Genomic DNA, 19,532 nt, shown 5'->3' on the forward strand with positions numbered 1-19,532 from the left:
CCCCCCGCCCCCATCCCGCCTATCCAGGCAGACGCGAGGACCTCCTCTTCGCGCAGTGTGGTGTCTCCGTCGCGGAGCTGAACCACTTCCTGAAGAGCATTGGTAAGTCGCTGACCACCTCGGGCGCCAGCAATGGGCAGACCATCGCCGGGGCCATCGGGACGGGCACGCATGGCTCGAATCTGGAGTGCGGCGCCCTGCAGGACTTCGTGGTGGGCCTGCACGTCATCGTCTCACCGGACCGCCACGTCTGGCTGGAGCGAGCCAGCGCGCCGGTCATCCACGACGAGATTCCCCAGAAGCTGGGCGCGGAGCTCGTCCGGGACGACGCCCTCTTCAACGCCGCCCTGGTGGGCCTGGGCGGCTTCGGGCTGGTGCACGGCGTCCTGCTGGAGGTGGTGGACCTCTACTACCTCCAGGCGTACCGCCGGCGGATGCCGCTCGATGAAGGGCTCTGGCGCGCGTTCGACCAGTTGGACTTCTCCGGCATCACGCTGCCGGGCCCGCCGGGGCTCAAGCCCTATCACTTCACGGCGGTCATCAACCCCAACGACATGGAGCGGGGCGTCTTCGTCACGGTGATGTACAAGCATGCGCGGTGTCCGGAAGGCTCGAGCCCGCCCAGCCCCGGCAGCAAGCTGACGCAGGGGGACAGCGCGCTCGAAATCGTCGGCGTGCTGACGGACATGGTCTCGGAGCTGACCATCCCGCTGCTGGCGCGGCTGATGGATCGCTTCTACCCGGAATACGAAAACGTCTGCGGGACGCACGGCGAGCTGTTCACCGACACGACCACCCGGGGCAAGGCCTGGGGCAGCGCGGTGGGCGTGCCGCTCGGCCGGGTGCGCGAGACGGTGGAGCTGGCCCTCGCCATCAATCGCGCCCACGCGTTCCCCGGGCTGTTCGGGCTGCGCTACACCCTGCCCTCCCGGGCCACGCTGGCGTTCACCCAGCACGCGCCCATGACGTGCGTCCTGGACATCGACGGTGCGTCGTCCACCCGCACGAAGTCCTACAACCGCCGCGTCTGGCAGCAGCTCGCCCAATCCTCCATCCCGCACACGTACCACTGGGGCAAGTTCCACGAACTGGATGGCCCGGCGGTGCGAAGCCTGTACGGCACGGCACGCGTGGACTCCTGGCTCGGTGCCAGGCAGGCCCTGCTTCCCACGCCGGAGCTGCGCGCGGCCTTCGCCAATGACTATCTCCGCGGGCTGGAACTCGCGTGAGGAGGCTCGCCAGCCTGTCGCTGATGGGCGCCCTGCTCGCCCCGGGCGCGGCGAGCGCGCGGGACAGCGACACCATCAACCTCTACCGCTACGTGCTCGACATGGACGTGCCGGAGTCACCGGCCCTGGTCGCCATGGAGGAGGCGCCCCTGCGCGTGCTGCTCGGCGCGGCGCCCAAGCCGGTGATGACCACGGTGCTGGCGTCGGCGGCACCGGATGGGCTCCGGCCAGGGCTCAGCCTGGATGTCGCGCCGTACTTCCTCTTCGGCGGTGGCGTCCGGAGCCTGTCCCGCTACCGCTCGAACTCGTTGGCGGGCCGGCTGATGCGGGTGCTGACGAAGACGACGGTGTCCGCGGCCGTGCTGCCGGACCTGGATGGAACGGGCGCATGGCGCGTGGGGCTCGGGCTCCGGACGACGGTGCATGACCCGCACGACCCCGTGCTCAACTCCGACCTGCCCGAACGGGTGGCGGAGGAACTGGAGCGCCACGGCATCCCGCCGCCCGCGGACTCGGACGAGGACGTGTCCGAGCGGGGCGTGGACCTGTCCGCCCTCTTCGACCGGGCCGAAAGACAGATGCGCTCCCGGAGCGGAGACGTCCAAATCTCCGGCGGCTGGGGCGTCTCCGCCCGCACGGAGGGCGGCGTGCTCACGGGCGACGGGCTCCGCGACACGAAGCACACGTTCTGGCTGACCGGACAGGCCGCGCTTGGCCGGCGCTTCGACGCGCTCGCGACGATGCAGGCGCTGGACCTGTTCCGGGACAGCAGGGCGCTGCGCGCCGGGCTGGGCATGCAGCGGAAGACCTCCGTGGCGGACTTCCGCGCGGAGCTGGCCTTCGACGGCACCGACAACCGCCTCCACCCGGGCGCCGCCATCGACGTGAAGCTGCCCGGCTGCACCAGCGCCATCGCCTCGCTCACCACGGCGCCCGGCCAGGACACGGAGGACGGGCCGGTGCTCCGGGGCCAGCTCCAGCTGCGCTGGTACTTCGCCCGGTGCCGCTAAAGACAACGGGCCCGGCGCACTGAAGGCACCGGGCCCGTCCATGTCTCACGGCAACGGAGCGCCTCAGCCGCCGAGCGCCACGTTCTCCAGCACGCCCAGCGCGTCCGGGACGAGCACGGCGGCGGAGTAGTAGGTGCTCACCAGGTAGTTCGTCATGGCCTGGTCGTTCACGGCCATGCGCTTCACGGTGAGGCTCGGCTCCACCTCGTCGGGGATGCCCGCGTTGTGCAGGCCCACCACGCCCTGGTCGTCCTGACCGATGCGCATGGCGAGGATGGAGGTGGTGTTCTCCCGGCTGATGGGCAGCTTGTCGCACGGGAGGATGGGCACCCCGCGCCACGCCTGGAACTTCGCTCCGCCCACGTCCACGACCGTCGGGTACAGGCCACGCTTGTTGCACTCCCGGCCGAACGCCGCGATGGCGCGCGGGTGGGCCAGGAAGTAGCGCGTCTTGCGGCGGCGCGACACCAGCTCATCCATGTCGTCCGGCGTCGGCGGACCCGAGCGGGTGTTGATGCGCTGCTTGAGGTCGGCGTTGTGCAGCAGGCCGAACTCCGGGTTGTTGATGAGCTCCCACTCCTTGCGCTCCTTCAGCGCCTCGATGGTCAGCCGCAGCTGCTCCGCGGTCTGGTTCATCGGGTCGTTGAAGATGTCCGACACGCGGGTGTGCACGCGCAGGATGGTCTGCGCCACGCTCAGCTCGTACTCGCGCGGCTTCAGCTCGTAGTCCACGAAGGTGCCGGGCAGCACGGGCTCGCCGTGGTGGCCGGCGGCCAGCGCGATGGCGGCCTGCCCCGCCTTGTCCTGGGGCTTCTTGAGGTTCGCCCGGTAGCGCTCCACGTGCGCCTTCAGCGCCGGGGACTGGCTGATGAGGGACTCGAACACGTCCTGGGGCAGCGCCATCACCGTGCAGGCCGTGACGGCCTTGACGGTGAAGGGCCACACGTCGTTCGACTCCACCACCGCCTGGTCACCGAAGTGGTCGCCGTCCGCCAGCGTGTCCAGCACGACGGGGTCGCCGTACTTGCCGGCCTTCAGCTTCTGCGCCTTGCCGTGCGCCAGCAGGAACACGTGCTCGGCGGACCTGCCCGCCTCCACGATGTTCTCCCCCGGCTTGAACTGCTGCTGGGTGAAGCGGCCGGCCAGGGTGCGGATGAGCAGGTCATCCACGTCCTCGAAGCCCCGCATCAGCGGCAGCTTGAGCAGCTCCTGGGGGATGATCTCCACCTTGGCGCCGATGTTGCTGAAGTTCAGCCGGTCGTCGCCCACGGTGTACGTCAGCCGCCGGTTCACGCGGTACGTGCCGCCGGACACCTGCACCCAGGGCAGGATGCTCAGCAGGTAGCGGGGCGAGATGCCCTGCATCACCGGCTGCGTCTTCGTCGTCGTCGCGAGCTGGCGCGCACCCGCCGTGCTGAGGGTGGTGCCCTCGTGCGCCGCTACGTCCTTCTGTGAAGTCGTCATGGAAGAACCTTCCCGTTACGTGCGGACGAAGAACTACGAGCGGCCCAGCTCCACGCTCTCCAGGATGCCCAGCGCGTCCGGCGTCAGCACCGCCGCGGAGAAGTACGCCGTCACCAGGTAGTTCATGATGGCCTTCTCGTTGATGCCCATGAACCGCACGTTGAGGCTGGGCTCGATCTCATCCGGGATGCCCGCCTGGTGCAGGCCCACGACGCCCTGGTTCTTCTCACCCGCGCGCATCAGCATGATGGACGTGGTGCGCGACTCGCTGATGGGCAGCTTGTTGCAGGACACGATGGGGATGCCGCGCCACGCGGGCACCATGGTCCCGTTCATGTCGGTGCTGGTGGGGTAGATGCCCCGCTTGTTGCACTCCTGCCCGAACGCAGCGATGGCGCGCGGGTGGGCCAGGAAGAACGACGGCTCCTTCCACACCGTGGCCAGCAGCTCGTCCATGTCGTCCGGCGTCGGCGCGCCGGAGCGCGTGTGGATGCGCTGCTTCAGGTCCGCGTTGTGCAGCAGGCCGAACTCGCGGTTGTTGATGAGCTCGTGCTCCTTGCGCTCCTTCAGCGCCTCCACGGTCAGACGCAGCTGCTGCTGGGTCTGGTTCATGGGGTCGTTGAAGAGGTCCGCGACGCGCGTGTGGATCTGGAGGACGGTCTGCGCGATGGCCAGCTCGTACTCGCGCGGGTGCGTCTCGTAGTCCACGAAGGTGCCGGGGAGCACGGGCTCGCCGTGGTGGCCGGCGGCCAGCTCGATGGCCTTCTGGCCGGACGTGTCCTGCTTCTTCTTGGAGCGGGCCTTGAAGTTGTCGATGTGCTTCTGCAGCGACGGGACCTGCGCCACCACCGCCTCGAAGGCGGACTGCTGGAGGATGAGCGCGATGACGGGCGTCACGGCCTTGGCCGTGAACTGCCAGTAGTCCTGCGACTCCAGCAGCGCCTGGTAGCTGTAGTGGTCGCCGTCCGCCAGCGTCTCCAGCACCACCGGCTCGCCGTACTTGCCGGTGCCGACGCGGTTCACCTTGCCGTGCGCGATGAGGACGATGGAGTCCGCTTCCTTGCCGGCCTCGGTGATGACCTCACCGGCCTTGTACTCCTTCTGCACGAAGCGGTTGGCCAGCGCGGTCAGCGCCTCCACGTCCTCGTAGCCGCGCAGCAGGGGCAGCTCGCCCAGTTCCTGGGGAATCACCTGCACCTTGGCGCCGGTGCTGGTGAAGGTGACGCGGCCGTCGCCCACCGCGTAGGTCATGCGGCGGTTGACGCGGTACGTACCGCCGGACACCTGCACCCACGGCAGCAGCTTGAGCAGCGTCCGCGAGGAGATGCCCTGCATCTGCGGCTCGGACTTGGTCGTCGTCGCCAGCTGACGCGCCGCCTGCGTGCCAAGGCTCTGGTTGTTGTCGTCGAACTTCTTCAGGTCGTTGGACATGGGGTCACCCTCTCCAGGTTAAGGATTCAAAAAGGCTTCGGACTTCGGTTGGACTCAGGACTTGCCGGCGCGGAACAGCTCGGCGACGCGCATCGCGGAGGTGCCCAGGGCGGAGACGTTCCCGGCCTTGAGCTTCGGCGCCGCGTCGTGGATGAGCTCCTTCTCGGTGTAGCGGGTCACCTCCGCGTGCCACCGGGGGATGCCCGCCATCCACTGCTGGAGCTGCTCCACGTACTTGTTCAGCTTCTCCTGCGCCTTCGCATCCAGGTCGAAGGTGCGGACGACCACCGGCAGCTCCTTGGCCACCAGGTGCTCGAACTGCTTCATGCGCGCGGTCATCAGTTCGTTGACCGCGAGCACGGCCGTGTCCTTGTCCACGCCCAGGAACTTCTGGACCACGAGCACGCAGTTGTTGAGCTCGCCCTCGAACTGGATCTCCTTCTGGTAGGAGAAGAGGTCGTTGACGAAGCAGGCGTAGTCCGCGGCGGAGTTCTCCAGCCCGCGCAGCGTGCGGGTGTTGAAGACGGCCTCCGGCACCGCGTCGCCCTTGGAGAGGCGCGACAGGCTCATGGTGAGGTCCGAGCCGAACGTCTTGCGGCGCATCTCCACGTAGTCCACGGGGTCCGGCACGCGGTTGGTGAGCTGGTTGTTCAGCTCCCACACCCAGCTGTCCGTCATGTCCTGGATGGCCTTGCGGAACAGCATGCGGCCGCGCGGCGACAGCGGGCCCGCGGTGCGCTTCCACAGGTCCACCAGGCCCAGCTCCACCGGGTTGGTGGGCACCGCGGCGTTGGCGGCCTCCACGTCATCCGGCATGAACTGGCCCAGCCGCGCGGTGAACAGCTTCGCGCCCGCCATGTCCCGCGTGTTCGCGTAGAGCATGGGGAAGTAGTCGTCCGCGTAGGTGCCCCAGACGAGCCAGCACGCCGTCAGGTCCAGCTGCTCCGGGGTCGCGTCCGGGTGGATGTACGCGCCGCAGAGGGCCACGTCCGCCGCGTCGAACTTGTGGTCGTCCCAGACGTAGAACCCCACCACGGGCACCACCTCCAGCATGCCCACCCGCCGCGCCCAGTCCTTGGAGTTCTTGCGCGCGCGGTCCAGGTGCGGGCTCAAGTACGTGCTGTACGGCATGTAGAACTTCGGCAGCTTCGTGGGGCCCACGTACTGGCGGGGCACGTGGCTCAGCGACCGGGAGCGAGGCCCCAGCCCCAGCCCGCCGGGCGTCAGCGGAATCCGCAGCGCGGAGGTGCCCAGGCCCGAGGGCACGGGGATGGACAGCGCCGGCCGCTCCTCCGAGTGCTGGTTCATGTAGCGGTTGGAGCGCATGTGCCACTCGTGGCCGCCGGACTGCCAGTCCTGGAGGCCGCGCAGATACGTGAGCACCTGCGCCTGCTCCACCGGGTTGAGCCCGTACTCCGCGAACAGCCACGGCAGCTCCGTGGCGAACGTGGTCTCGAACTGCTGGAGCCGCGACGTCAGCAGGTCGTTGACCAGGTCCGCCGCGCGCTGGGTGTCACAGTCGAGGAACTCCTCCACCACCAGCACGCCGTTGGAGAGCTCGCCCTCCTCCAGCTCGCGCTCGTAGGAGAACAGGTCGTTGCGCAGGTGCACCGCGTCCGAGAACGTGTCCTTGAAGACGCGCATCGGCCGGCTGCGCACCACGCGGTCCGGAATCTCCGCGGAGACGGCGTGCTCCACCAGGTCGGAAGACCAGGGCGCGCCGCCCACCTTGCGGCGCATCTCGATGTACTCGATGGGGTTGGAGATGCGCGCCTCGCTGATGTTTTCGATCTCCCACATCGACTCATCGAGCAGGTGCTTGGTGTTCTCGAAGAAGCGCTTGCGCCAATCCATGGACATGGACGGCACGGTGCGCTGCCACAAATCCCAGAGGGCGCGCTCCACCGGGTTGGTGGGCTCCGGCGGCGGGGACATGTCCAGCGGCATGAACAGCGGCAGCCGGTCCAGGTAGGCCTGGCCGCCCTTCACGTCGCGCGAGTACTTGAAGACCTCCAGGAAGTGGTCGTCGAAGTAGAAGACCCAGACGTACCAGTCCGTGATGAGGTCCAACTCGGGGCCCGGCGCCTCCGGGTGCGTGTACGCACAGAGCAGCGCGTAGTCCATGCCGTCGAAGCGGCGCTCGGACCAGACCTCGCGGTCCGTGCCATCCCGCGGCGGCCCCAGGATGCCCATCTGGTACGACCACGCCTTGGTGTGCGCGCGGGCCGCCTCCAGGTTCGGGTTCAGGCGCGCCGGCCACGGCACGTAGAACTCCGGCAACTGGAACGGTTGCTTCTGCTTCCCCTTGGACATGCTCGCCCCTCGCTGATCCCCAGGGGCTTGTACTGTCGACCAATGAGCAGCACCACGAGCAACAGCTTGAACAGGAAATATGGGTTAATCTACTGGATAAGGCTTCGCGGGGATGGGGGATGACCCACCCGGATCAGGGATTGAGAATCCGCCTCCCCGCGTGACCCTCGCGTGACCTTCTAGCGGCGCGCGGAGCTCTTGCGAGCGGACGTCTTGCGCGCGGACGTCTTGCCACGAGCAGGCGTCTTGCGCGCGGTGCGGCCGGCGGCGGCGCGGCGGGCCGGGGCCTTGCGAGCGCCACGCCTGGCGGTGGCCTTCTTCGCGGCCCCGCGCTTCGCAGTGCCGCGCTTGCCCGCGGCCTTCTTCGCGGTGCGCTTGCCCGCGGCCTTCTTCGCGGTGGTGCGCCTGGCGGTCGCCTTCTTCGCGGCCCCCGTGCGGCGGGACGACGCCTTGCGGGCGCTCTTGCGCGCACCGGAGGAGCGGCGGCGCGACGGCGTGGCCTCACCGGGCGGCAGCATCGTGTTGGACGACGGGGACGCGTTCGGGTCCTGCATGTTCGACTCGGCGTGCATCAACAACCTCCAGGGATGACAACCCCTGGAGGGTAAGCGCAACCGCCAGAAGCGCACGCATGCCCCCCTGCGCGGATGCACGCCAGCTGACGAATGCGCTCACGCGCGAAGCCGAAAATCCGGCTCCGGAGCGCTCGGCGGTGTTTCAGGCCGCCTACGCCGAGCCCTTCAGGAACGCGGCCAGCTTCTCGTACGCCACGGCCAGCGGAGGGATGGGCGCGCTCTCATGGAGCTGGTGCGCCTGCGCCGTCTCACCCGGTCCGAAGTTCACCGCGTCCACGCCCCACTCGCCGAAGCGCGCCACGTCCGTCCACGCCTGCTTCGACGCGGCGGGCAGCCCCGTGAGCGACATCAGCTGCTGGAACAGCGGGTTGCCCGCGGCCACCGGCCCGCTGGGCGACGCGTCCGTGAACTCCACCTCCGCGCGGCCCGCCACCAGCGCCAGCACGTCCTCCTTCGCCTGCGCCACGCTCTTGCCCGGCGCGAAGCGGTAGTTGAGGTTCAGCTCGAACGCCTCCGGCACCACGTTGCGCGCCCGGCCGCCCTTGGCCAGCGTGGCGCTGAGGACTTCGTAGAAGGGGAAGCCCGCGACGTTCACCTCCACGCGCTCGCGGCCCAGGAGCTCCGTGAGCAGCGGCCCCGCCTTGTGGATGGCGTTCTCCCCCTGCCACGGCCGGGCGGAGTGCGCGCTCCTCCCCGTGAAGCGGACGGTCACCTGCATGCTGCCGACGCAGCCCACCTGCACCACGCCGTCCGTGGGCTCCATGGCGATGCCGAACTTCACGCGGGACAGGTCCGGCCGCTGCTCGTACAGCGGGATGAGGCCGCTCTCCGCGTAGGCGCCCTCCTCGCGCTCGTACAGGAGGAAGGCCACGTTGACGGGCAGCGCGTCGCGCTTGAGGTCCTCCGCCAGCGCCATCATCACCGCGACGCCGCCCTTCATGTCGGACGCGCCCAGCCCGTGCACGCGCTCGCCTTCGATGCGCGGCGCGCGGCCCACATCCCCGGGGTGCATGGGCACCGTGTCCAGGTGGCCAATGAGCGCCACCGTGGGCCGGGGGTCCTCCAGCGAGCCCAACAGCAGCGTGTGCCCGACGCGGAAGACCTCCTCGCGGCGGAAGTGCTTCAGCGCCCAGCCTTCCACGTGGTCCGCGATGGGACCCTCGTGGCCAATGGGGCTTTCAATGCGACACAGCTCGAGCGTCGTCTGGGCGAGTCGGGTGGCGAGTTCGATGGAGGCCATGCGCGGAGCACCATACTCCCCGCCCGGGCCCGGGACATCGTCCCCTCAGGCGCCGTCGGCCAGGTCCTCGAAGGACGTCACGCCATCCAACACCGTGACGCAGATGCACGCGGGGCCCTGCAGCGCGGTGAAGTCGTGCAGCGAGCCGTCCGCCTTCTCCAACTCTTCCCCGGGCCACACCTCATGGCCGGAGTCCTCGCGGAAGCCGCCCTCCAGCACCAGGTTCCACTCGCGGCCCAGGTGCGCGTGGCGCGGGTAGCGGGCGCCGGGCTGGAGGCGCACGACGGCGGCCATCATCCCCTCGCGCGCCGGGCCCGTCTCCACCGGCATCAGCTCCACGCCCTCCACCGGGCCGGGCATCCAGTGGGCGGGCTCCGCCATGGACTCCAGCAGCTCGCGGGCCCGCGCCTCCGCCACGTCCAGGAACGCGGCGACCTTCCCGGCCTGGCGGGCGAAGCGGCCGGGCCCCTCCATCTGCTCCATCAGGCGCGTGAGCGCCGAGGCAGGAGGTGACACCGGCTCCACCAGCGCCCCCAACGCATCCACGGCGGGCGTCAGCCGGGCCAGCTCCGCCCGGCAGCGCGCACAGCCCTCCAGGTGCCGGGCCGCGGCGGCGCGCCGGGCCGGCTCCAGGGTCCCGAGCAGCCACTCGGGGAGGATGTCGTCGAGGTGTTCCATGCTCTCCTGAAACGGCGCGGACGTAACAAGTCGCGTAACAATCCCTATACGCGCCCGCGCCCGCGCCGGATTTGTCGCGGGCTCACACCGCGACGGCGAAGTCCCGCAGGGCGGCGTTGAGGCTGGTCTTCTGGTCGGTGGACGCCTTGCGCTGCCCGATGATGAGCGCGCACGGGACCATGTACTTCCCGGCCGGGAACTGCTTCTCCCGCATGCCCGGAATCACCACGCTGCGCGCCGGCACGCGGCCCTTGTGGATGACCTCCTGGGGCCCGGTGACGTCGATGATCTGCGTGGACGCGGTCAGCACCACGTTGGCGCCGAGCACCGCCTCCTCCTCCACCACCACGCCCTCCACCACGATGGAGCGGCTGCCCAGGAAGGCGCCGTCCTCGATGATGACCGGCGACGCGGTGGGCGGCTCGAGCACGCCGCCCAGCCCCACGCCGCCGGACAGGTGGACGTTGCGGCCCACCTGCGCGCACGAGCCCACGGTGGCCCACGTGTCCACCATGGTGCCCGCGCCCACCCGCGCGCCGATGTTCACGTACCCGGGCATCACCACCGCGCCCTTCTCCACGAAGGCGCCGTAGCGCACGGTGCCCGGCGGCACCACGCGCACGCCCGCCGCCTCCAGGCCCTTCTTCAGGGGCACCTTGTCGTAGAACTCGAAGGGGCCCACCTCCATCACCCGCATCTCCGACACGGCGAAGAACAGGAGGATGGCCTCCTTCACCCAGGCGTTGACCCGCCAGCCTTCCGGGCCCTTCTCCGCGACGCGCAGCTCACCGGTGTCCAGCCGCGCGAGCGTCTCGCGCACCGCCGCCACCGTGTCCGCGTCCTTCAGTTTCGCCCGGTCCGCGAACGCCGCGGACACCCGCTGGGAGAGCTCTTCGAGGGATGTCGCCATGACGCCGGGTTCAATCACACTTCAGGTGTCCGCGCCCTCCCCCAGTGTCCACCGCCGGACGGCCTCACGCGTGCGACAACCCGGGCCCCAGCACCAGGGGCAGGGTCTGTGTCGGGATTTCTCCGTGAAACGCGGGATCCGCGTGAGACAGCGGGCCGGTGCCCTCCTTCAGGATGACAGCGCCCTGGAGCACCCGGCCCACGGCGGACAGCGGGGCCTCCTTCCATTCGCGATGGCGAACGAAGGGTGAGCGCCGGACATAGAGATGCCCCTGGCCGATGAGGGCCACGTACCCCAGGAGCGCCCCGTCCGCCGAGCGGACGCGCATCCCGCTGATGATGGAGCGCCGTTCGGACGGCGTGTCGTCGAAAGCCATCGGTCCTCTCCTCCTGTGCGCCGGAAAGGTGGGGACGGCCCGTGGGCGCCGTGAGCCGCCCGCCCCTTCTCCGGGCCCCTGCCCGCCCGGCCGCCCCGGGAGCGGGAGGGGTCCGCCGGCCGTCCGGTCCCTCGCGCTCCGGGTTTCCCGCGCCTGGAGGACGCGCTCCCGTTAGCGTGCCCCCGCCATGACGACCCCCGTCTTCCCGCCGCTGCGCGCCGCCTATGAACCGGAGGCCTTCCGGGCCACCGCTCACGCCCTGATGGATCAGCTCGCGGACTACCTGAAGGCCGCGCTCGCCGGGGGCGCGATGCCGGTGCTGCCCTGGGCCCCGCCAGCGGTGAACCAGGAGCGCTTCGCCACGGCCTTCCCGGAGGAGCCGGCGCCGGAAGGCTCCCAGGCCTTCGCGGCGCTGATGGCGCGCGTGCTGAAGGATTCGCACCACCTGCACCACCCGCGCTACGTGGGCCACCAGGTGACGGCGCCCGTGCCGCTGGCCGCGCTGTGCGACGCGGTATCGTCGCTGCTCAACAACGGCATGGCCGTGTACGAGATGGGGCCCGTCGCCACCGCGATGGAGCACCACGTGCTCGCGTGGATGGCGACGAAGCTGGGCCTGCCCTCCAGTTCCCGGGGCGTGCTCACCTCTGGCGGCAGCGCGGGCAACCTCACCGCCCTGCTCGCCGCCCGTCAGGCGAAGGCCGGCTACGACGCGTGGAACGGCGGCGCGCACGCGGGGCCGCCCCTGACGGTGCTCGTGCCGCGCTCCGCCCACTACTGCCTGGCCCGCGCGGTCCGCATCATGGGCTGGGGCGAGGGCGGCCTCACCCCGGTGGACGTGGACGACCACTTCCGCGTGCGGCCGGACGCCCTGGAGGACGCGCTCGCCCGGGCCACCCGCGCGGGGAGAAAGGCCATCGCCGTGGTGGCCAGCGCGGGCTCCACCGCCACCGGCGCGTTCGACCCGCTGGAGCCCGTGGCGGACTTCGCGCAAAGGCACGGCCTGTGGTTCCACGTGGACGGCGCGCACGGGGCCGCGGCGTCCCTGAGCCCGAAGTACCGCGCGCAGGTGAAGGGCATCGAGCGGGCGGACTCCGTGGTGTGGGACGCGCACAAGGGGCTGCTCATGCCCGCGCTGGTGACGGCCGTGCTCTTCCGCGACGGCGCGCGCTCCTTCGACGCCTTCTCCCAGGAGGCCCACTACCTCTTCCACGGCGACGGCGACGACGCGCGCCCCTACAGCGACGTGGGCCTGCGCACGCTGGAGTGCACCAAGGAGATGATGCCGCTCAAGGTCTACGCGTGCCTGTCCGTGCTGGGCACGCGCGTCTTCGAGGAGGCCGTTACCGCCTCCTACGACCAGGCCCGGCGCTTCGCGGGGATGCTCACCGCCGCCCCGGACTTCGAGCTGGCCCTGGAGCCCGACTGCAACATCGTCTGCTTCCGCCACACCCCCGCGCACGTGCCGCCGGAGGGCTGGGACGCGCTCCAGGTCCGCCTGCGTGAAGCGCTGGTCTCCCGTGGGGGTTTCTACCTGGTGCAGACGCGGCTGCCCCGGGGCGTGTACCTGCGCACCACGCTCATCCACCCGCTCACCGGGGACGCGGACCTGGAGTCCCTGCTGGACGCGCTCCGGAGCGCGTCCCGGCCCTGAATTTTGTGAGCAAGGAGTCGCCCTGGAGGGGGAAATGCGATAGGGCGGGGCCGCCATGCTCGTCTCGCTCGTCATCCCCGTCTACAACGAGATTCCCACCCTGGCGGAAATCCTCCGGCGCTGCATCGCCGTGGACTTCCCCAAGGAGCTCGTCCTGGTGGACGACTGCTCGAAGGACGGCAGCCGCGAGTTCCTGCGCCAGCTGTCCGAACAGGGCCTGGACATCCTGGGGGGCACGCCGCGGAACCGGAACGAAATCCGCGTGCTCTTCCAGGAGAACAACCAGGGCAAGGGGGCCGCGCTGCGCCGGGGCTTCGCGGAGGCCACGGGGGACATCATCCTCGTGCAGGACGCGGACCTGGAATACGACCCCCGGGACATCCCCCGGGTCATCCAGCCCATCCTGGACGGCGACGCGGACGTCGTCTTCGGCAGCCGCTTCATCGGGTCGCCGCGCCGGGTGCTGTACTACTGGCACACCGTCCTCAACAACCTGCTCACCATGCTCTCCAACATGACGAGCGGGCTGAACCTCACGGACATGGAGACCTGCTACAAGGCCTTCCGCGCGGAGGTGCTCCGCTCCGTGCACGTGGAGGAGGACCGGTTCGGCTTCGAGCCCGAAATCACCGCCAAGGTGGCGCGCGGCAACTGGCGCGTCTTCGAGGTGCCCATCAGCTACCACGGGCGCACCTACGAGGAGGGCAAGAAGATTGGCTGGAAGGACGGCGTGCGCGCCCTCTACGCCATCGGGAAGTACGCCCTGAAGCGCTGAAAGCCCGGACGTCCGCCCGGCCGCTGCCCGGGGGAGGATGCGGCCTGCGGTCCCACGAGAAAAGCGCGCTCCGAATGGGGACAAGGGAACAGACGGGCGGGTGCGGTTGGTTGTCCAGCGAGCGGCACCCTGCGAGGGGTTCCGGCTTTTCTTCCTCCGTATTGCGGCGCGTAGTAGTTTCGACAACGCACTCCGTCTGAAGGGCGGGGAGTTTCCCGGCCCTTCCGAAAGTTTCCGCCCCCGTATGTTCGACTGGCTCCACACCCTGTTTTCGCGCGACCTCGCCATCGACCTGGGTACGGCGAACACGCTCATCTACATCCGCGGCCAGGGCATCGTGTCCAACGAGCCCTCCGTCGTGGCGGTGCAGCAGGACTCGCGCGGCGGCAAGAAGGTGCTCGCCGTGGGCAAGGAGGCCAAGGAGATGCTCGGCAGGACGCCGGGCAACATCGTGGCCATCCGGCCCATGAAGGACGGCGTCATCGCCGACTTCGAAATCACCGCCGCGATGCTGCGCTACTTCATCCAGAGCGCGCACAACCGCAAGACGCTGGTGAACCCGCGCATCATCATCGGCATCCCGTCCGGCATCACGGAGGTGGAGCGCCGTGCGGTGCGTGAGGCGGCCGCCAACGCGGGCGCGCGCGAGGTCTACCTCATCGAGCAGCCCATGGCCGCGGCGATTGGCGCGGGCCTGCCGGTGACGGAGCCCAGCGGCAACATGATCGTGGACATCGGCGGTGGCACGTCCGACGTCGCGGTCATCAGCCTCGCGGGCATCGTGTTCGCCAAGTCCGTGCGCATTGGCGGCGACAAGCTGGACGAGGCGATCATCCAGTACGTCAAGCGCAAGTACAACCTGCTCATCGGTGAGCGCACGGCGGAGCTCATCAAGATGGGCATCGGCACGGCGTACCCGACGGACGAGGTCATGACCATGGAGATCAAGGGTCGCGACCTGGTGGCTGGCGTGCCGCGCACGCTGACGGTGTCCAGCGACGAGGTGCGCGACGCGCTCGCGGAGCCCGTCAACGGCATCGTCGAAGCGGTGAAGCTGACGCTGGAGCGCACGCCGCCGGAGCTGGCCGGTGACATCGCGGACAGGGGCATCGTGCTGGCCGGTGGCGGCGCGCTGCTCAAGAACCTGGACACGCTGCTGCGTGAGGAGACGGGCCTGCCGGTGTTCCTCGCGGAGGACCCGCTGTCCGCCGTGGTGATTGGCGCGGGCAAGGCGCTGGAGTCCTTGGACATCCTCCGCCAGGTCTGCCAGCCGGGCTGAGGTTCCCCTCCCCTGCCGCACCGTGACGGCGCCGGACCTCTTTCAGGGGTCGGCGCCGTTCGCGTTTCCGGCCGGTGTCGTGGTGGCGGCCCGGGGCAGCGGCAGCCCCGTAGGCCTGACGATGCGCGCCTCGCAGTGGGGGCGGCGGCCGTCCCGGTCGTCCTCCTGGCGGGCCTGCTCCTCCACGACGGCGCCCCTCAGGAGCATCCCCGGCGGGGTTGGGCGCTCCACCTTCGTGTCCATGCAGGCGTCGAACGCGCGCCGCATCCAGGGGCCGGCGGCGCGGACCGCGAGGCCTCCCAGCGCGTCCACGCGGGCGAGGCCCTCCAGGCGCTCGACGAAGATGGGGTAGCCCTCCTGCGAGTCGCGCCGGGCGTGGACCAGGGTGGCGGCGGCGCGCAGGCCCGGGGCCAGACGGATGAGCTCCGGCCCGGAGGCGCGCGAGGCGGACAGGACGTGGTTGCGCAGCGGTTCGCGCGCGAGCATCACCGGCAGCGACGCGTTGAAGAGGTTCTTCGCGCGCGCATCCCCCACGCGCGTGAGCTCCAGCGCGAGCAGCGCGGCGACCTCCGGGTCCAGGCGGGACAGCACGGCCTCGGGCTCTCTCACGGCCTGCGTCAACGCGCGCTTCGGGTCCTGCAGCACGTCCCGGGTGAGGCGCAGCACGGCGCGGTCCACGGGTGACGTCATGGCCGCGAGCTCCGCCTCCCTGGGCGAGCGCTGGCCGGTGAGCAGCTCCAACAGCGCCATCCGCTCCGGCTGCCGGGCCAGGGCGGGGGGAATCCAGTCGCGCAGCACATAGGACGTGTGCTCGGGCCCGGCGGCCTCGGCCGTGCGTCCGGCCAGCACCAGGAAGTCCCACGTCCGGCGGCGCGCGTCCTCGGCGTAGCGGCGCACCCGCGTGGTGGCGGCGTCGCGCAGCTGCGCGCGCAGGAGGATGCGCACGTCCAGCTCCAGCGCCTCCAGGGTGTCCGGCGGGTGCTTCTCCTCGAGTGCCTTCAGCAGTCTCGCCGTCTCGGTGACGAAGTCCTGGCGCTCGCTGTCACTCCAGGGCCGCGAGTCCCCCAGCTCGAAGCGCCAGCGCGCATCCAGCCAGGCACGGACCCCGTCGGGCGAGTCCGGGAAGCGCTTCGCCAGCTCCTGGTATGCGGCGACGGCCTCCGCGGTGCCCAGGGACGGTGGGCTCGCGCGCTGGAGGTAGAGGGCGGCCAGCGGTGAGTCCGGATGCTGCTGCGCGTGCTCCGTGTAGCGGGCGCGGGCCGCGTCTCCGTCTCCAATGAGGCGCAGCAGTGACAGCGCCAGCGCCTGCGCGCCCGGATCCTCCTGCCAGGTGTGCATCAGCATCGCCGCGTAGCCGCGCGTGTTGCGCCAGCGCAGGGCGTCCGGCAGGTTCACCGGCGCCTGCGAGTCCAGGATGAGCAGGGCGCGCGCGGCCATCTCCCGCGCCAGGGCATTCCCTGGCTCCACCTGTGCGACGGAGGACGCCACGCGGCCCGCGGACTCCCAGCGTCCTCCTTCCGCGAAGGCGCGCGCGGCGGCCTCCCAGTTCGCGGCCTGGACGGAGAGCCGCTCGCCCGGCTGGAGCACCATGGCGCTCTCCGGCAGGGACCTGGAGCGTGGTCCCGAGGAGGTGGCCCCCTCATCCGGGACCGCCTCCAGCATCGCCGCGCCCTTCACGTTGTAGAGGATCCGCTCGCCGTCGGTCGGCAGCCACACGTCCTCGATGACGGGCTCGTGGCCGGGCCAGGTCGTCACCGCGCGGAGCAGGTCGTCTCCCAGCTTCACGCGCCCCTGCTCCTGCGTCCCGGGTGCCACCACCCAGTGCTCGCCGCCGATGCGCACGTCCACGGGGCGCGACAGGCCATTGACGACCGTCACGGCGCGCATGCTGCGAGCCTCCAGCCACACCGCACCCAGCCCCGCCAGGCCGCAGAGTCCCAGCGCCATCCCGGCCAGGGCCACCGCGCGGCGGCGAGACCTGCCGCGCGAGGGCGGAACCTGTCCGATGACCTGGAGCGGCGCCTTGCCGTCCGCGCGCACGAGGTAGCCATCCAGGGGCCACACCGGAACGCCCAGCACCGTCACGGTGCGCTCGGCGACGAAGGGTGCGTTCGGGGCGGCGCCACGCGGAGGCGAGCCCTTCCACCGGACACCCGTCCCCAGCACGGAGGACGCGGACGGCGAGCGGGCCGCGATGACGAAGGCGCCGCGGTCTTCCACCAGCGCCGCCAGCAGCTCCCGCGTGGGCCCGGGCGGCTCGTGCTCCAGCCGGCGTGAGAGCACCGCGTGCACCGCCCACGCATCCCCCCGCGCGAGCGCCTCCGACAGCGCGGCATCCGGCAGGAGCTCCGCCAGACGCGGCGCGCGCTCCAGCAAACCGCTGGGGTCCGTGACAGGGGCGAGGGACATGGCCCGCATTCAACCGGGACCCGGCGGGTGGAAGGCAAGACCCCGGGCCCTGAATCCCGTCAGGCCAAGGCCAGAAGCCTCGCCGCGCAACGAGCGCCATCGACCTCAAGAGGGCCACCCGCCTCCATCATCGCACCGGGCCCTCGGGCCTGAAGGCCGTCCCCACGGATGAGAACGTAAGAACCCTGCCGAGCCCCCCAGCGGCGGCGCGCTGCCAAAACCTGTCGGACAGTCGGACCGCTTTGGCCCCCATGGCTGGCCGGGGCCTCCATTCCATCCGAGCCGCGGAAACCTGTCCGACTGTCGGACAGCTTTGGCGCCCATGGCTGGCCGGGGCCTCCGCCATCCGAGCCGTGAGAACCTGTTCCACTGTCGGACAGCTTGGGTTTCCCCCTGCCGGGGGCGGCACTCCATCCGACCAGCGGAAACCTGTCCGACTGTCGGACCGCTCTGGGCCGCCGCGACTGAGACCTCCGCCATCCGAGCCGCGGAAACCTGTCCGACTGTCCGACAAGTGTGGGACGCCGGGCTGGGAGCTGCCGCGCAATCCGAGCGCGGAAACCTGTCGGACAGTCGGACAGCTTCTTTGGGCCGCCGCGACCGAGACCTCCGCCTCCGAGCCGAGGAAACCTGTCCGACTGTCGGACAGGTTTGAAGGTCTTGGCTGGCCGGGCCCCTGCTCCGTCCCATCCGCAGAAACCTGTCCGACTGTCGGACAGGTTTGAAGGTCGTGGCTGGCCGGGGCCTCTGCTCCGTCCCATCCGCAGGAACCTGTCCGACTGTCCGACAGGTTCGGGGCAACCGCAGCCGGGGGAGCCCCCTATCGGGCCAGCGGAAACCTGTTGGACCGGCTCATGCAGTGCGCCACTTGCCTTGAATCCCGTCAGGCCGTTGGCCGAAGCTCCCGCGCCATGGGCGCCTTCGACCTCGTGATCATTTCCGTCATCGTCGCGCTCGGCCTGGGGCGCTTCCTCGTGATGCGCGACCAGCGCCGCGCGCCGCCTCCGGAGGCCGGGCCACGCAAGCCGACGCCGCAGCGCATCGCCGGTCGCGTCCTGCTGGGGTACGCCTACGCGATGGCGCTGTTCCTGCTCGTCCGCTTCTTCCTCGGCCGGATGTGACGGACGCTGGAGGCTTTCCCCTCTGAACGCATGGCTTGTGTCGGGAGTGGTGTCCCCGGCGCTGGGGTTGTACCTGCGCCGCCGGGATGTACTCGGCCCCACGAAGGGCGTCATCCACCGGCGACACCTGACGCCGCTGCCGCTCACCTACAGCCTGGCGGCCTACACGGCCCAGGGCCTGTACCTGGGCCCCTGAGCGCACGAGGCGCCCCGGGGCCCGAGGCCAGCCCTGGCGTCAGTGCTTGCCGTACTCCAGCTTCACGCCCTTGCGCTGCGCGTAGATGTACGCCTCCATCGCGCGCATCTTCGGGTCGCCGTCCGCCAGCGGCTTGCCGCGCACCGGGTTCTCGATGCACCAGTTGATCATGTCGCGCAGCAGCGCCACGCGGCCCAGCTGCACCTGGTACTTCGGGTAGGTCTCCGGGTGGGTGTTGGCCGCGTCCGGATGGCACATGTCGCACGACACGCCCACCGTGCCGCCCAGCGCGTCCGCGTCGTGGAACACGCGGTGGCCGTCCTTCACGGCCGCCTGCACGGAGTCCGCCCACACCTGCTCGTCGCGTTCGGAGTACGCGCCGTAGGTGTGGCCCGTCTGGAGGTGGGCCTTCTGCTGCTGGGGCACCGCCTTCGCGCCCGTCTCCGCGCCCATCCCGCCCTGGCGCACGTCGTTGCCCGAGGGCTTCGCGCCGGGGTTGGGCTGGGGCGCGGGCGCCGGGGACTTCTTCGTGGCCGGGGGCGAGGCCTGCGCCAGCACCGGGCCGGGCACGTCGTCCCAGTTCGCGTTCGGGTTCTTCTTACGCCAGTCATCCATCAACTGCGCGGTGGCGGTGATGGCCTGGGCACGCGTGAGCTTCTGGCCGTCCTTCACTCCGGCCACTTCCAGGGACGTCTCACCGTCGCACAGGCCCAGCACCAGGTTGCCGTCCTTGGACGCCGGCAGGACATGTTGGGGGAGCGGCTCAGGCTTCGACTCCGGGGACGTGGCGAGCGCCACGCCGCCGGCGAAGGACAGGGCCGCGCACGGGACCACGAGCAGCTTCATTCGCAGGTTCATGGGAGGGGGTTCCT

The 19,532-nt window shown here is 70.5% G+C and carries 17 protein-coding genes; 7 read left to right on the top strand and 10 right to left on the bottom strand.

What is annotated here, in order from left to right; genetic code table 11:
- Both D7W82_RS09755 and D7W82_RS09760 read left to right on the top strand, forming a co-directional pair.
- A partial coding sequence (locus D7W82_RS09755; protein WP_120618079.1) for an FAD-binding protein occupies nucleotides 1–1,229 on the top strand: 1,229 nt, incomplete at its 5' end.
- A complete protein-coding gene (locus tag D7W82_RS09760; RefSeq protein WP_147439279.1) occupies nucleotides 1,226–2,239 on the top strand; it encodes a hypothetical protein in 1,014 nt (337 codons plus the stop codon). The genes D7W82_RS09755 and D7W82_RS09760, both read left to right, overlap by 4 nt.
- A 63-nt stretch (nucleotides 2,240–2,302) precedes the next feature.
- Here D7W82_RS09760 and D7W82_RS09765 read toward each other — a convergent pair whose 3' ends face one another.
- The 8 genes from D7W82_RS09765 to D7W82_RS09800 form a co-directional block, all read right to left on the bottom strand.
- Nucleotides 2,303–3,703, bottom strand: a complete 1,401-nt coding sequence (locus D7W82_RS09765; RefSeq protein ID WP_120618081.1) for a family 2B encapsulin nanocompartment shell protein — start codon at nucleotides 3,701–3,703, stop codon at nucleotides 2,303–2,305.
- Nucleotides 3,704–3,736: 33 nt separating this feature from the next.
- Nucleotides 3,737–5,134 carry a family 2B encapsulin nanocompartment shell protein gene (locus D7W82_RS09770; protein ID WP_120618082.1) on the bottom strand — a complete coding sequence of 466 codons (1,398 nt, stop codon included), beginning with the start codon at nucleotides 5,132–5,134 and terminating at the stop codon, nucleotides 3,737–3,739.
- 54 nt (nucleotides 5,135–5,188) lie between these two features.
- Nucleotides 5,189–7,447 carry a family 2 encapsulin nanocompartment cargo protein terpene cyclase gene (locus tag D7W82_RS09775; protein WP_120618083.1) on the bottom strand — a complete coding sequence of 753 codons (2,259 nt, stop codon included), beginning with the start codon at nucleotides 7,445–7,447 and terminating at the stop codon, nucleotides 5,189–5,191.
- 179 nt (nucleotides 7,448–7,626) lie between these two features.
- On the bottom strand, nucleotides 7,627–8,019 hold the full coding sequence (locus tag D7W82_RS09780; RefSeq protein ID WP_120618084.1) for a hypothetical protein: 393 nt from the start codon (nucleotides 8,017–8,019) through the stop codon (nucleotides 7,627–7,629).
- Between the two features lie 154 nt (nucleotides 8,020–8,173).
- Nucleotides 8,174–9,262, bottom strand: a complete 1,089-nt coding sequence (dapE, locus tag D7W82_RS09785) for a succinyl-diaminopimelate desuccinylase (protein WP_120618085.1) — start codon at nucleotides 9,260–9,262, stop codon at nucleotides 8,174–8,176.
- A gap of 45 nt (nucleotides 9,263–9,307) precedes the next feature.
- Nucleotides 9,308–9,940 carry a cupin domain-containing protein gene (locus D7W82_RS09790; RefSeq protein ID WP_120618086.1) on the bottom strand — a complete coding sequence of 211 codons (633 nt, stop codon included), beginning with the start codon at nucleotides 9,938–9,940 and terminating at the stop codon, nucleotides 9,308–9,310.
- An 82-nt stretch (nucleotides 9,941–10,022) separates the two neighbouring features.
- Complete coding sequence (locus tag D7W82_RS09795; protein WP_120618087.1) at nucleotides 10,023–10,850, bottom strand: 2,3,4,5-tetrahydropyridine-2,6-dicarboxylate N-succinyltransferase; 828 nt, start codon at nucleotides 10,848–10,850, stop codon at nucleotides 10,023–10,025.
- Nucleotides 10,851–10,914: 64 nt separating this feature from the next.
- Nucleotides 10,915–11,226, bottom strand: a complete 312-nt coding sequence (locus tag D7W82_RS09800) for a hypothetical protein (protein ID WP_120618088.1) — start codon at nucleotides 11,224–11,226, stop codon at nucleotides 10,915–10,917.
- 187 nt (nucleotides 11,227–11,413) lie between these two features.
- On the opposite strand from D7W82_RS09800, the gene D7W82_RS09805 reads away from it, so the two are divergent.
- From D7W82_RS09805 to D7W82_RS09815, 3 genes are all read left to right on the top strand, one after another.
- Nucleotides 11,414–12,880 carry an aminotransferase class I/II-fold pyridoxal phosphate-dependent enzyme gene (locus D7W82_RS09805; RefSeq protein ID WP_120618089.1) on the top strand — a complete coding sequence of 489 codons (1,467 nt, stop codon included), beginning with the start codon at nucleotides 11,414–11,416 and terminating at the stop codon, nucleotides 12,878–12,880.
- A gap of 55 nt (nucleotides 12,881–12,935) precedes the next feature.
- Nucleotides 12,936–13,655 carry a glycosyltransferase family 2 protein gene (locus D7W82_RS09810; protein ID WP_120618090.1) on the top strand — a complete coding sequence of 240 codons (720 nt, stop codon included), beginning with the start codon at nucleotides 12,936–12,938 and terminating at the stop codon, nucleotides 13,653–13,655.
- Nucleotides 13,656–13,899: 244 nt separating this feature from the next.
- Nucleotides 13,900–14,934: a rod shape-determining protein gene (locus tag D7W82_RS09815; protein WP_014400170.1), complete on the top strand. Its 1,035-nt coding sequence runs from the start codon at nucleotides 13,900–13,902 to the stop codon at nucleotides 14,932–14,934.
- A gap of 42 nt (nucleotides 14,935–14,976) precedes the next feature.
- On the opposite strand, the gene D7W82_RS09820 is transcribed toward D7W82_RS09815, so the two are convergent.
- Entirely contained in the window at nucleotides 14,977–17,343 is a 2,367-nt protein-coding gene (locus D7W82_RS09820; RefSeq protein ID WP_120618091.1) for a hypothetical protein, read from the bottom strand.
- Nucleotides 17,344–18,254: 911 nt separating this feature from the next.
- Between D7W82_RS09820 and D7W82_RS09825 the strand changes: the two genes are divergently transcribed.
- Nucleotides 18,255–18,464: a hypothetical protein gene (locus D7W82_RS09825; RefSeq protein ID WP_120561013.1), complete on the top strand. Its 210-nt coding sequence runs from the start codon at nucleotides 18,255–18,257 to the stop codon at nucleotides 18,462–18,464.
- A 49-nt stretch (nucleotides 18,465–18,513) separates the two neighbouring features.
- Nucleotides 18,514–18,660: a hypothetical protein gene (locus tag D7W82_RS40475; RefSeq protein WP_158617625.1), complete on the top strand. Its 147-nt coding sequence runs from the start codon at nucleotides 18,514–18,516 to the stop codon at nucleotides 18,658–18,660.
- Nucleotides 18,661–18,699: 39 nt separating this feature from the next.
- Here the strand turns inward: D7W82_RS40475 and D7W82_RS41445 are convergent, their stop codons facing one another.
- A complete protein-coding gene (locus D7W82_RS41445) occupies nucleotides 18,700–19,518 on the bottom strand; it encodes a c-type cytochrome (protein ID WP_233587400.1) in 819 nt (272 codons plus the stop codon).
- Nucleotides 19,519–19,532: the final 14 nt, after the last annotated feature.

It is taken from the genome of Corallococcus sp. CA049B, from assembly GCF_003611685.1.
GTDB classification, from domain to species: Bacteria; Myxococcota; Myxococcia; order Myxococcales; family Myxococcaceae; genus Corallococcus; species Corallococcus coralloides.